This window comes from Marinobacter sp. VGCF2001 (assembly GCF_049943275.1).
GTDB lineage: Bacteria > Pseudomonadota > Gammaproteobacteria > Pseudomonadales > Oleiphilaceae > Marinobacter.
Genome location: NZ_JBNFVX010000003.1, coordinates 148,833 through 162,221, shown reverse-complemented (window position 1 = coordinate 162,221; position 13,389 = coordinate 148,833). Strand labels below are relative to the sequence as shown.

At 59.8% G+C, this 13,389-nt stretch carries 11 protein-coding genes; 5 read left to right on the top strand and 6 right to left on the bottom strand.

Going from position 1 to position 13,389, the window contains the following annotated elements; translation table 11 throughout:
- Positions 1 to 91: 91 nt before the first annotated feature.
- A complete protein-coding gene (locus tag ACP2AU_RS06120; RefSeq protein ID WP_426375225.1) occupies positions 92 to 886 on the bottom strand; it encodes an alpha/beta fold hydrolase in 795 nt (264 codons plus the stop codon).
- A 383-nt stretch (positions 887 to 1,269) separates the two neighbouring features.
- On the opposite strand from ACP2AU_RS06120, the gene ACP2AU_RS06115 reads away from it, so the two are divergent.
- The 3 genes from ACP2AU_RS06115 (at position 1,270) to ACP2AU_RS06105 (ending at position 4,463) form a co-directional block, all read left to right on the top strand.
- A complete protein-coding gene (locus ACP2AU_RS06115; protein ID WP_426375224.1) occupies positions 1,270 to 2,313 on the top strand; it encodes an AraC family transcriptional regulator in 1,044 nt (347 codons plus the stop codon).
- Positions 2,306 to 3,742 (top strand): cardiolipin synthase, encoded by a 1,437-nt coding sequence (gene cls / locus ACP2AU_RS06110; RefSeq protein ID WP_426375223.1) that lies wholly within the window; start codon positions 2,306 to 2,308, stop codon positions 3,740 to 3,742. Before ACP2AU_RS06115 ends, cls begins: the two co-directional genes overlap by 8 nt.
- Before the next feature lie 64 nt (positions 3,743 to 3,806).
- Positions 3,807 to 4,463, top strand: a complete 657-nt coding sequence (locus tag ACP2AU_RS06105; RefSeq protein ID WP_426375222.1) for a GntR family transcriptional regulator — start codon at positions 3,807 to 3,809, stop codon at positions 4,461 to 4,463.
- A 19-nt stretch (positions 4,464 to 4,482) separates the two neighbouring features.
- On the opposite strand, the gene ACP2AU_RS06100 is transcribed toward ACP2AU_RS06105, so the two are convergent.
- Together ACP2AU_RS06100 and ACP2AU_RS06095 are read right to left on the bottom strand one after the other, a co-directional pair.
- Positions 4,483 to 6,561, bottom strand: a complete 2,079-nt coding sequence (locus ACP2AU_RS06100; RefSeq protein WP_426375320.1) for a patatin-like phospholipase family protein — start codon at positions 6,559 to 6,561, stop codon at positions 4,483 to 4,485.
- Between the two features lie 139 nt (positions 6,562 to 6,700).
- Entirely contained in the window at positions 6,701 to 7,309 is a 609-nt protein-coding gene (locus ACP2AU_RS06095; RefSeq protein WP_426375221.1) for a hypothetical protein, read from the bottom strand.
- Between the two features lie 239 nt (positions 7,310 to 7,548).
- Between ACP2AU_RS06095 and ACP2AU_RS06090 the strand changes: the two genes are divergently transcribed.
- A complete protein-coding gene (locus tag ACP2AU_RS06090; protein ID WP_426375220.1) occupies positions 7,549 to 7,914 on the top strand; it encodes a hypothetical protein in 366 nt (121 codons plus the stop codon).
- A 15-nt stretch (positions 7,915 to 7,929) separates the two neighbouring features.
- Here the strand turns inward: ACP2AU_RS06090 and ACP2AU_RS06085 are convergent, their stop codons facing one another.
- Complete coding sequence (locus ACP2AU_RS06085) at positions 7,930 to 10,638, bottom strand: ATP-binding protein (protein ID WP_426375219.1); 2,709 nt, start codon at positions 10,636 to 10,638, stop codon at positions 7,930 to 7,932.
- Between the two features lie 155 nt (positions 10,639 to 10,793).
- Here ACP2AU_RS06085 and ACP2AU_RS06080 point away from each other — a divergent pair, with 155 nt between their 5' ends.
- Positions 10,794 to 11,027 (top strand): DUF2789 domain-containing protein, encoded by a 234-nt coding sequence (locus ACP2AU_RS06080; RefSeq protein ID WP_426375218.1) that lies wholly within the window; start codon positions 10,794 to 10,796, stop codon positions 11,025 to 11,027.
- A gap of 10 nt (positions 11,028 to 11,037) precedes the next feature.
- On the opposite strand, the gene ACP2AU_RS06075 is transcribed toward ACP2AU_RS06080, so the two are convergent.
- Together ACP2AU_RS06075 and xerC are read right to left on the bottom strand one after the other, a co-directional pair.
- The gene (locus ACP2AU_RS06075; RefSeq protein ID WP_426375217.1) at positions 11,038 to 12,408 is read right to left on the bottom strand and encodes a diguanylate cyclase; all 1,371 of its coding nucleotides are present in this window, start codon (positions 12,406 to 12,408) and stop codon (positions 11,038 to 11,040) included.
- A gap of 11 nt (positions 12,409 to 12,419) precedes the next feature.
- On the bottom strand, positions 12,420 to 13,385 hold the full coding sequence (gene xerC / locus ACP2AU_RS06070) for a tyrosine recombinase XerC (RefSeq protein ID WP_426375216.1): 966 nt from the start codon (positions 13,383 to 13,385) through the stop codon (positions 12,420 to 12,422).
- Positions 13,386 to 13,389: the final 4 nt, after the last annotated feature.

Sequence of the window (13,389 nt, the reverse complement as noted above, 5' to 3'; positions counted from 1 at the left end):
GTTCCCTTTTCTTGTGATTCTGAATCCGCAGACCCGCCGGCGGAATCCTGTGGAACTAACCTTAGCAGAGATCACAGGGTTGCTTACAAGATCAGGACCGTTGCAGAAAACGCTGGCACAGTGAAGCAAAGGCCTCTGGCTTCTCGGCGTGCAGCCAGTGCCCGGTGCCTTCGATAATTTTCAGCTCAGCGGCGGGAAACAGGGCACGAATTGTGTCCCGGTGTTTTTCCTGGATGTAAGCCGAATCGGCCCCCTTGATAAACAGTACCGGCCCCTCGAACGGGCCCTGGCCCTCGGGAGCTGCCGCCAGCTTGCGGTAGCAGGCATCAATCACCGGCAGGTTGAGCCGCCAACGAAACGCCAGCTCGCTGTCGGTCTGTTGATCCGCCGGAATACGTTCAAGATTTTTCAGCAGAAACTGGCGCACCCCGGGGATTTCAACAAACTCGGCGAGCCTTGTATCCGCTTCGGTACGGGATTTGACGCCCCGGAGGTCCAGTTGTTGCATACCGTCCAGGATTGCATCGTGGTGCGCCTTGTAGGTAACCGGCGAGATATCCGCCACAATCAGCGCGCGCACCCGTTCGGGGTGGCTCAGGGCAACCTGCATAGCAACCTTGCCTCCCATGGAATGGCCAAGCAGGCTGGCTTTCTCAATACCCTGGGCATCCAGATAAGCCACTACATCGGCCGCCATGGACGGATAATCCATGTCATCGGTGTGGGGCGAACTGCCATGATTGCGTTCATCCAGAGCATGAAGCTGCCACTCCTCTTCAAGCCGGCGGGCAATCCCCCCCAGGTTTTCCAGCGAGCCGAACAGTCCGTGCAGCAGCACCAACGGCTCCCCCTGGCCGGTAATACGATGGTTCAGTTCAACGCTCATGGGCAGGCAGTCTCCGGTTATCGAATCAGACCCGATACCCTACCACCGCCAGCCCCGGGGGCAAGGGGCAATCGAGGCGACCTCCCGGGCATAAAAAAGCCGGGCAAGCCCGGCTTTCACATCAATGCACTGTCTCATCCGAGTATCAGCAGTAAAAGATGCCATCAAGATACTCTGCAAGCGCCATTACGTTTCTACGTTCAAATTCACTGTGAGGTACAAAAATCTCTTGTGCCATATAACGCCTCCTTTTTGCGTTGCCCTACTTCAACCTGCTACTCGACATGGTATCGTTGATAACAACACAGGCCGTTGACTCACTGTCCCAATCGTTTGACATTTTGTATCAATTCGCAGCACGTCACCGGGAGCCGAATCCAGGTATGCAGGCGCAGTCTGAACACACAGAAGCCCCCCAGGTTGCGGCGTCGAGCACCCTGGCACTGATGCACTATCTGGACACCCGGGGATTACTGGATACTGCCCGGGTAACAGCCGTGACCGGGCTGGCGCCAGACACCCTGAGCGATCCGGATCTGCGCGTGCCGGCGCACGCCCACTACCGGCTTTGGGCGCTGGCCGAGGAACTGACCGGCGACCCCGGCGTTGGCCTTCATGCCGGGCAAGTGATCGACCCCGAGCGCATGGGGCTGGTCGGCCACGTTTTCTTCAACTGCGACACACTGGGCGAGGCGGTAGTCCAATACGTGAGATTACACCGACTGATCAACGAATCGGTCACCCTGAGCTTCGAACAGACACCGGACCAGGCCATTCTCACCTGGCAGCCGGATCACCCGGACCACTACTGTCGCCAGGATATGGACCGCACCCTCGCCGCCGCCCTGTGCCGCACCCGACATTTTATCCATCGTGGTATCCGGGCCGACTGGCTGGAAGTCGCGCACCCGGAACCACCCTACGCCGCCGAGTATTTCAAACTGTTTGGTGGCGCCGTCAGTTTTGGCTCCGGCATTACCCGGCTGGCCTTCGACAGCAAACACCTGGGCCACCCTATTCCGCACCGGAACCCGTACGTCTATTCCGCGGTGCTGAAACAGGTGAACGCAGTGCTGGCCCGGTTGCAGAGCCGCCGCACCTTCAGCCGGAAGGTGCGGCGGCTGATTTCCCGCCAGATGGCAACCGACCGGATCGACGCCGACACCCTGGCCGGGCAGTGCCACATGAGCCGGCAAACCCTGTATCGCAAGCTCAGGAAAGAAGGACTCAGTTTCCACGATCTGGTGGAACAGGTGCGCAAAGATAAAGCCCTGCGCTACGTAGCTGAAGATCGTTACGCCCTCGGGGAAATTGCCTTCCTGCTGGGGTTCTCCGAATTGAGCGCCTTCAGCCGGGCGTTCAAGCGCTGGACCGGTGTTGCGCCGGTGCAGTTCCGTGCCTCACATCGAGGGGTTAACCATGGTTGATGACAATCTGTCTCTGCTGGCGATTTTTCTGGGTGCGCTGTACCTGTCGGCACTGGCCTGTATCTACCGGATTCTGCTCACCTACCGGACAACACAAGGAGCCATTGCCTGGATTCTCGCGCTGATCGGCCTGCCTTATGTTGCGGTACCCATGTTCCTGCTGATTGGCCGGTCACGGTTTGGTGGCTATGTGAAAGCGCGCCGGATGGGCGACCAATCACTGGGCAATCTGCTGGATCGTTTCGAGCGCCAGACCACCTCCATCGCCCACCCGGGCCAGGAGTCGCTCAGCGATGAATTGCAGGTGCTCTGGAAACTGGGGCGACAGCCTTTCACCAGCGGCAACCATTGCACGCTGCTGCGCGACGGCGAGGCCACGTTCGAGGCCCTTTTCGACGCGATGGAAGACGCCCGTCACTATCTGCTGCTGGAATTTTACATCGTCCGGTCAGACCGCGTAGGTCGGCGCATCAAGGCCATCCTGGAACGAAAGCTGGCTCAGGGCGTTGAGGTGTGGTTTCTTTACGATGATATTGGCAGCGCGTTTCTGTCTCGCAAGTGGCTGAATGAACTGTCCGCTGCTGGCGCCCGCATCGCCTCTTTCGGTGATGGTAATATCCGGCGGCGGCGATTCCAGATCAATTTCCGGAATCACCGGAAACTGCTGGTCTGCGATGGTCAGGTGGGTTTTGTTGGCGGCATCAATCTCGGCGACGAGTATTTGGGCACCGCAATGGATCAGGAACCCTGGCGCGACACCCATTGCCGGATCGAGGGGCCGGCAGTGACCGGCCTTCAGCTGGCCTGGCTGGAGGATTGGAACTGGGCCAGCAATATCCGGCCCGAGCTTGATTGGGTTTCGAACGCACCGCCACCGGGCGATCAGGAAGTTCTGGTTCTTCCTACCGGGCCGGCCGACACCTGGGAAACCTGCGCCCTGTTTTTCCTGAACTGCATCAACAATGCCCGCTACCGGGTGTGGATTGCATCGCCCTATTTTGTGCCCGACTTCCAGATTATGAACGCCCTGCAACTGGCCGCTCTCAGGGGGGTGGATGTACGTATCCTGATTCCTGAAAAAACCGACAGCCCGCTGGTTCGACTGGCCGCCTATTCCTACCTGGTTCAGGCCAGCCAGTCCGGTATTGGCATCTACCGTTACCAGCCCGGTTTCATGCATCAGAAAGTCGTGTTGGTGGACAACCGCTATGCGGCGATTGGCACCGCCAACCTCGATAACCGCTCCATGCGGCTCAACTTCGAGATTACCACCATCAACACCTGCCCGGCGTTTATCCGGGAGGTGGAAAGCATGCTGGAAGATGACCTGGAGGCCTGCCGCCTGATGACCGAGTACGACTATCGCGAACGTTCCATTCTGTTCCGGCTGTGCTGCCGGGCCGTGCGCTTGCTGGCACCACTACTTTGATCTGGCCCCGAAGCAGCGCTTGTGCGAATATGAGGCCACGACTGACGCTGTAAACGACCATTTCATGACCGCATTCAAACCCAGAGAAACCCTGACCGAACAGGTCGCTCGCCATGTCGAAAACCTGATCGCTTTCGAGCAACTCCATTCCGGGGAACGCATCTACGAAAGCGCCATGGCCAAGCAGATGGATGTCAGCCACGGGTCGATCCGTGAAGGGCTGTTGCTGCTTGAGAAACGCCACCTGGTGCGAAACATTCCGCGCAAGGGCGCTTTTGTCACGCCCCTGGACGAGCATTTTGTCCGCAGCCTCTACGAAACTCTGGAACTGTATCTGACACACACCGGGCGAAAACTGGTGAGGCAGTGGCAACCGGCCGACATGGAGCGGCTGGAATCCCTGCACGTACAGATGCGCGATTGCTTCCAGAAAAACGACCTGATGGCGTTTCTCGAACTGGGCATTGAATACACCAAGGCCTCACTGGTCTACGCCGACAACTATTTCATCGTGTCTGCCATTGAGGACCTCTGGCCCTCGGCCAAACGCTGCGCCTTCGTGGCCTTCCGTCACGGAGGCAAGCAAGTGCTGGAGGACAACCTTGCTCACATGGAAGAGTCCATCCGCGCCATTAGGGAGCGCGACGAGCAGGCGCTGGCAGACATACTGCATCGCTACGCCATTCAACAGTGCGAGCAAGTGCTGTCTGCACTGAAATGAGCCCTGTCCGGCGCGCCGCTTAGTAGAACAGCTGGGTAAATGAGAAACCAATGTTGAGGTAAGCGGCCCACTCGTCCTGATTGTTGTAGGCGGCCGAAAGCTGCACCGGCCCGAGAAACGTATCCACGCCGGCAAAGACACTCCAGGAGCGAACCAGCCCGGACCAGCTTGCCTCGTCCATGCCCTCCCAGGCATTACCGGTTTCGAAACCAACGCCGGTGAACCAGGGCAGAATGGGGCCGCCAAACTCCCTCCGGGCCCAGGCTGCCATTAGTGCTGCATCATTGCCGGTAATCTCTCCCGGGGCATAGGCCGATAACTGACGGAAACCACCCAGGCGCACCACATTCTCGACACCGGGCTGACCACTGATCACCTGGCGGGTATACAGCAAACCGGTCAGGTTGAATCGTTGCCAGGTGCCGGTCCCCAATAACATTCCGGTAAGGGCATCGAATTCCCTGTCACTGCCCAGCGCTTCCCGCTCCATCCGGCCGCGGATACCGGCAAACGCGCCGGACTTCGGGTAGAAGGCATCGCTGAGCGAATCGTGTACCAGCTGAAGGCTACCAAAGCCCTGATGCACCTTGCCCGAAGGCGCCACCGATTCGCCAACCTGCTCTTCCACCGTGGCGTAGCCACGCACGTAGCCCAACCGGATTTCGCCATCTCCGCCCAGTTCCAGGCCCACCGCCAGATCCAGCTGGCGGAAAGTCACATCAATCTCGGCAATACGCTCGCCGTTATCGTATATGCTGAAATCATCCCGGCGGTATTCCACCCCCGCCACCGCAAACCGGTCATAGCCATAGTCCAGCGGCTGATACCACTGGCTGCGTGCCCATGGTTGGGTGCCCAACTGAAAACTCGTCTGCCATTCGGCGCCAAGCCGGTTGAGTTCCGTCATCCGCAACCCCGTCGCCAGGTTAAAACGGGTATCGCCGTCAAAGTTATCCTCGTAATTCAGGCCAAACGACAGGTAATTAGGTCCCCAGCTTTTCTCCCGCACCTGAATGATCAAAACCGGCCCTTCATCCGAGGGCTGCAACGACCAGGACACCGATTCGTAATAGCCCAGCCCGTAGATACGTTTGAGGTCCGCTTCCAACCGCTGCACGTCCAGCGGTTCACCCTCCGGTTGGCTGATGCGCTCTCGCAGAAAATCACTGGCCAGCCGGTGGCCCTTGCGCAACTCTATCCGGGCAATCGGAGCGAGGGGCCCGTGCCCGGTTCGGAGCCGGTTCCGGTATTTTCGCCACTCGGTGTCGGACACCGACAATCGGTTCAGGTCAACCGCATGGTCTCGGGCGCCGGTAGCACCCAACTCGAACAAAACCGGTGCATCGTAAAAATCCGAAGAGGTATGGCCCTGCAAATCCGGCTGAATGAGAATGTCCTGACCGGTCAGCAATCCCAGCTGGAAATCGGTATTACGCCGGGTCATCAGCGTGGTCAGCTGCCCGACCACCGAAAACGCGCCGCGAACATCTTCGGTGGCCAGCAATGAATCGGTAATATCCACCGCAATCACCACCTCAGCACCCATCTCCCGGGCTACGCTCACCGGCAGGTTATTCGCAACGCCGCCGTCGACCAGCAACCGGCCGCCCCGCTCAACCGGCGCATACACGCCGGGAATACTCATACTGGCACGAATGGCATCGGCCAGATTGCCATCGCCAAGCACCACTTCAACCCCCGTCTCCAGATCGGTCGCGATGGCACGGAAGGGGATAGGTAGCTGGTCAAAATCGTTAACCAACGCCGCATTGCGAGTCAGTTCATTCAGGATAAAGCCAAGGTTCTGGCCGGTGACCAGCCCGCCACCAAACTGAAAGCCCTCGGAATTGATGCCGACACCGGGTACCAGCGGTAAGCGCCAGTCATCCTGCTTCCGGCGTACCGGTTTGTAGGCTCGCCCGGGGTCGTCACGGAAGCTGGACAGCCAGTCCAGGGCAATAAACCGCTGTTCAATTTCCTCTACCGGCATACCCGTGGCGTACAGCGCAGCCACGGCGGAACCCGCACTGGTGCCCACCACCACATCAACAGGCACCTGCATTTCCTCAAGAACCCGCAGCACGCCGACGTGGGCCATTCCTTTGGCTCCACCACCACTGAGCACCAGCCCAATGGTCGGGCGTGTGTTGTCCTCGCGGGGCTCGGCCAGGGCCAGCTGGAACCAGGGCAGAACAACCAGCAAACAAAGCAGTTGAAGGAAGGCTCTCACGAACCTGTCACGAGCTCTGCGCGTTATCATCGTCTGCCAGGGACAGATGAGAGGTATCCGGCGCGACCGGTGGCGGCAGATCCCGCCTGACTCCGAGGTCGCTGCCCGCTGGCGCAAGGCTCCAGTCATCCAGGTGCTCGAACATCGGCGCTTCAGGCTCCTCGTGTTCTGCGAGCGTTACCCCCACCGGGTCCAGGCTGAGCCCGGAACCGGCAAGGATACGATCCACTTGTTCGCCCGCCACCGGCAGGCGGTCCCCCGGCTCCACAGCTGGCGCCTGGCCGGCGCCCGAGGTTGCTTGCGAAGGCTCCCGGGGCGCCGGGGCAGGCTCGGCCGGTCTGGACGCCGGCGTTTGTGCGGGCGCAGAGGAAGACGGTTTGCCTGCACTCGCCCCGGACATTGGCTGAACGTAGGCGACCATCCCGTGTTTTTTCAGCACGGCCAGGTATTTCTCGGCCTGCACTTGCTCAAGCCGGTTCCGGATGACCACCGGTTGCCCGCTGAACATCCGGTCTACCTGCTCCACACTGGCCTTGAACAGGGCCCGGGCATTCTGGCGGGCGGTTTCCAAATCGGTGCCCGGTGTGCACTCTCCCTTGAACACGAGCTGGTACATGGCTATCCCTCTGCTTTTTTACAACAACTGTGGCCCAATAATAGCTGAAATCGTCGCTCGCCACAGGGCCCGGCAACACGGATGCAACCGGCACGCGATTGTTGCGGCATTGCAAACAATTGAAAAATTGAAACGCTCCGGGAGGAAAAACGCGACTCAGTCTGCAACAATCAACTGTAACCAAAGTTTACACTCCGTTACAGACGCTTCGTACTTCAAGTGCCCCGGGGAGCTTTTCTATGCGCGCCATCAGCCAAGCCGTTATTACCGGCCTGATGTTTTGTCTGGTATCCACCCAGGCCTTTGCTGAAAATCTGGATATTCTTATGAGCCAGGTCTTCCAGGCGCATGAGGCTACCTACATCGGTTATGAAAGCGTGGAACGCGAAGACATCCCGGTACAGGCCAGCGTCGACCGGAAGTATCTGATCGTCGATTTTCGCCTCCACAATCATCAGCCCGCCACTGACCAGCTGCAGGCCAGCGTACACAAGGTCTGCATGGCACTGCTGAAAGACCGTGAGCTCATCCAGTCACTGTCCGATTCCGGCTACGATATGGTCGCCGTTGCCTTCGACCGCCATTCGCAGTTCGATTGTCTTTAGCACACCCCGGCACACCTAATCCTGCCCGAGCAACCGGGGGAACGCGTCCAGAGCGGTATTGACCGCGTCCAGATTGAAAGCCTCCACATCGGCCAGCAATTTTTCACCGTAACGCGTCACTGAAGAAGACCGGTGCCGCCGACCCCACTCGACGATGCGAGCGGCAAAATCTTTCATCTGCTCCGGATCTCCACTCTCTCGCACCTCCTGCCATTCATTGCCGAAGTCCTCGGCCAGTTTCTCCCGCAGCCAGCCACGCTCGTGCATACTCATGGTCCGGGCCAGCAGGCGCTCGGATTCCTCCGGCGTGCCATCGTCGTCCGCCTGTTCCACGGTGGCCTCCACCCTGGGCAACACCACCGTGAAGGTGGAGCCCTCATTGGCCGCGCTTTGCACCGTCAGCTCGCCGCCCATCATTTCCGCCAGTTTCCGGCTGATGGCCAACCCGAGCCCGGTACCACCATAGCGGCGGGAGCTTTGCCCTTCCTGCTGCTCAAAAGCCTCGAATATGCGCTCCCGCTGGTCTGGGGCAATGCCGATACCGGAGTCGGCAACCGTCACCACCAGCCGGTAATGGCATACCTCGGCATCCTGATCTTCCGGTTCACCCAGGGGCTCGGCCACCGCCCGCACGGTCACGCCCCCCTGGTGGGTGAACTTGATGGCATTACCCACCAGATTAAACAACACCTGCCGCAACCGGGTTTCATCCAGCATCATGGCAGACGGCATCCCCGAGCCCACGCTGACCTCAAGGGTAATCCCCTGCTCGGTGGCCCGCAGATCGAAAATATGGCGCACATCGCTCAGCAACCGGCGCACAGACACCGGCCCGAAATCCAGGCGCATCTTGCCGGCCTCGATCCGGGACAGGTCCAGGATATCGTTGATCAACATCAGCAGGCTGCGGCTGCCCGCGCGGATCGCATTCAGGTAATTTCGCTGTTGCGGATCGGTCACCGAATTGTACAGCAGGTCGCTGTAACCGATGACCGCGTTCATCGGGGTACGGATTTCGTGAGACATATTGGCGAGAAACTCGCTCTTGGCGCGGCTTGCGGCCTCGGCCTCCCGGGCCAGCCGTTCCGCCTCCAGCTTGGCCGCGCGCAATTCGTCCTCGCTTCGGCGCAGGGCATTCTCCGATCGGATACGCTCATCCACTTCCAGCGAGAGCTTGCGGTTCCAGTAAAGAAAGATAAGTACCACCACGATGGCGATCAGAATGATCCGGCGCACTACCGTGTAGTCCGCTTCCTGCTCGATATCCAGATGAATCCAGCGGTTATAAATCGCTTCCGTCTCTGAGGCAGGCAGACTGCCCAGTGCCTTGTTAAGAATACGGTGGAGCTCCGGGTTCTCAGGGCTCACCGCCAGGCGCAAGTCATACTGATAGGGTGTGATGCTGGTAATCCGCAGATTCGACAGCCCCAGACGGGCTACGGTATAGCTGACCGCCGGGATGTGCGTCACCATAACGTCGAGGTCGCCGTTGGACAGTGCCAACAACCCCTCTTCAACGGTCCTCTGGGGGTACAAGTCAAGATTCGGATGATTAATCAGCAGATAGTCGTGGCTGGCCTGGCGGCTGACCACCCCTACCCGCTCATCGCGGAGTTCCCGAAGGTCTCCGATGAAGCGACCGGTATCGCGGATGGCCAGGGCGATGGGCACATTCACATACGCCCGGGTAAAGAGAAACTCCTGATCGGTCCTGGGGGTGCGGGACATTCCGGGAAGCACATCCAGTTCACCGGATTTGAGCATGGCCTCAGCGCTGGCACGGCTGTCCACGGTGATCTTCTCGAAACGGATACTGAGGTCCTGCTCCAGGCGGCCGAGCAGGTCTGCGACCAGGCCGGCGGGCCGGCCATCTTCTTCAAATTCAAACGGCGGCCAATCCGAGCGTATGCCGACCGTCACTTCCGAATTACTGGCCAGCCACTGCAATTCATCGGTCGACAACGGCACGTTACGCGCTTCAACGGCCGGCGTGTCACCTGCAAGCCAGGATTGACGGATGTTGCGGTGTTCCTGGTGGCTGAGCGCCGAGACCGTGCGATCAAAAACCCGGAACAAGCGCTTCTGCTCAATCGGAACCTGAAGCACCACCTCCACCGGGCGGCGGTCCAGCAACACGGCCAGCCCGACCCCGTTGATCATGGCCGACTCCAGATAATCAGAGACCACCGGCACCGGTCCGAGGAAGGCATCGGCTTCGCCGGAGATCACTCGGCTGACCGCTTCTCCAAGACCGGATACCGGCACCGGCGTAAAGTTCTCCACCGGGTCCAGCAACGGAAACTGGTTGGGATCGCCCCCGACGATGGCCACCTTTGCGGCTTCGAGATCAGAGAGGCTTCGGATGGCGGCGTCACCGGCATTCACGAATACGCCGTAGGTCAACGACATCAGTGGAGCCGTGTGTCGAACACCTGGAATAACCGGTGCTTCCGGTAATCGGGTGGTGAGAATCAGGTCCGGCTCAGGGGCGGTGCCCTCCCGCGCCTGGCCGATCAGAAAAGGCTCAACCGGCAATTCGAGCTTGGACGACAAGCGGTTGAGATAATCCACCCAGATGCCGGCCATCCGGCCCTCGCCGGTATCGAAAACCAGCGGTACCTGGGTGTGCCGAACGCCAACGTTGAATCCATCCTGCTGTGATAACCACTGCAAGTCCTCAAGCCCCAGTACCGGAGCGGGTGATTCCTGGGGTGGATCGGCCAACGCTCCCCCTTGAAAAACCAGCAAGACAAAACAATAGAGGGAGGGTAAGAGAAACTTCACTGGATATCCTCGGCGGGTCCACTACATTTCAGAAAACCATACCTGCAATCGTGCAGGATTGCATTTTGCCATTCAGCTGATGGAGGTAACGCACCATGGACACCAGCAAACACAGCCTGAGCACCCTGTTCGAGCAACTGGGACTGCCCTCGGAACAAACGGAAATCGAGGAATTCATTGCCAGGAATTCGCCCCTGCCAACCGAAGTTGCCATTCAAGACGCGCCCTTCTGGTCCGAAAGCCAATCGCATTTTCTGGAAGAGGGCCTGGAAGAAGACAGCGACTGGGCGGAAGTCATCGACGAACTGGATGCACAACTCCGACACTGACTGCAGCCTGTCAGAGGGCCGTTACCCGGTTCCGGCCTTCTTCTTTGGACTGATACAGAGCCCGGTCCGCCCGCTCGAACACTGATTCCTCCGTGTCGTCGGGCTGAAACCCTGTCAGCCCGGCGGAGAACGTGATGGTCACCGGCTCGCCGCTGAAGTGAAACGGCAAGCCCGACACATGGCCACGCAATGCATCAAGTACCCGGAGGGCCTCCTCTGGCCCGGTTTCCGGCAGCAGCGCGACAAACTCCTCGCCACCAAATCGGGCAATAAAGTCGGTCGAACGAAGCCGCGCCCGCATCTCCCGGGCAATCAACTGCAGCACGCGATCACCTGCCTTGTGGCCATAGGAATCATTAATGCGCTTGAACAGGTCGACATCGAGCACCGCCACCGTCAGGGGATGGTGATACCGGAGCCAACGGTTGTATTCGAACGATAAGCGTTCCTGCCAGGCCTCCCGATTGGGCAACTGGGTCAGCAGGTCGGTCAGGGCCCGCTGGCGCTCCTCTCGCACCCTCACCTGCATCTGTTCGGAGTTTGCCTCCATGGCCGCGATTTTTTCCTGCATGGCCTCCAGTTGCTGTCCCAGCAGCTTCTCTCGTTCACTTTCAGAGGTGCTGAAGCGTTCCAGCGCACTGTCGATAAACTCCAGACGCTGACTGACCGACTGCTTGAGAGTCTGGATATCCTGACTGGCGCGAAGGTCATCGCTTACCTTGTCCAGCTCCGCGCGAATTTCCCGGTCAAGGGTGGCCGTGGCGCCCTGCCGGTCCGACTGGGCATCGCTTTGCTGGGAAAAGTGCTGGCGCAATGACTGCAAACGCTCATCCAGCCGCTTCAGAAAGGCCTCGAATTCTCTCTGGCTCCGGGTAATGGCGGCAATAACCAGGTCCGCCACCCGGTTCAGCCCCTCCCTGAGGACTTCCCAGTCATTACTGGTCAGCAACGTCTGTTGCAATTCGCGGGCTTCGGCTTCGGCGGACGGCTCCAGAGATACCTGGTGCAGCAGCTGGCCCAGCAACTGGCCAATACGACGGGCAATCCTCAATCGCTGTGCCGTGTCGGCCAGATTCACATCCTCCCGGGGCTCCGGCGCAACCGGCGCCGGCCCGGACTGTTCGTCCAGCAACGTGATCTGGCGATCAATCTGATCCTGAAGCTCCCGCCAGCTCTGGAGATCAATCTGTTTTTTGCGGAGGTCGTCTCGTAATCGCGCCAGTAACTCGTCCAGCTCGGGGCGCTGCCCCTCTGAGGCCAGACTGGTCCGTACCAGCATTCGCTCCAACAGATTGCGCTCGGATTCCCACTGTTGTTCCCGGTGTTCTGCCTCTTCCAGTTCCCTGAAATACTTTTCTTTCCAGGAATCATCAGATGCCATGCATTGCTCCCTCAGTGGTCGTCACCACGTTCGTCCTGCTCGCGCCAGGTGCGATCGGTCGTTCGGCGGCGCGCCCGGGGATGGCTCTGGTCGTAAACCCGGGCAAGATGTTGAAAGTCTAAATGAGTATAGACCTGAGTGGTGGCGATGTCCGCGTGGCCGAGCAACTCCTGTACAGCACGCAAGTCGCCACTGGATTCCAGCATATGGCTGGCAAACGAGTGTCTGAACAGGTGCGGATGCAGGCGCTGATCGGCGCCGTGCACTGTGCCCCACCGGGCCAGCCGGCTCTGGATGCTCCGCCGGCTTAGCCGATTCCCGCGCTGGCTGACGAACAGTGCCGTTTCGGCGTCTGCTGCCATCGCTTTCCGGCACGACAGCCAGCGCGTTAATGCCGCGACAGCCTTGGCACCAACCGGCAACACCCGCTCCTTGTTGCCCTTACCCAACACACGGATTTCAGCCGCCCGAAGATCAAGCGCAGAGAGGTCGGCCCCGGCCAACTCCGCCAGCCGAAGGCCAGACGAATACATCAGTTCGAACATGGCCAGGTCCCGGACTTCCAGCGGATCTTCCGGCGGGGCGTCCAGCAACTGGGTCATCTGGTCAACATCCGCAACCCGTGGCAAGCGCCGGCCACTGCGTGGCGCCCGGACATCCAGTGCCGGGTTATCCCGGGCCAGGCCTTCCCGGAGCAGGTACTGGTAAAAACGGCGAATGGCCGAGAGATGACGTGCGATGCTTCGGCCACTCAGCCCGTCCCGGCTGAGCCGGGCCACGTAGCGGCGAACATCGTGAGCCGACAGCGCCGACCAGTCGCCCGTTCCGCTGTCTGAAAGCCAGGCAGCCAGGCGTTCCAGATCGCGCAGATAGTGGTCACAGGTGCGCGGCGAATGCCGCTTCTCGGATTGCAGGTGACGCAGAAACTCAGACAGCACCGCCGACGAATCTTTCGCTTGCCTGTCGCCGCGGGCCATCACG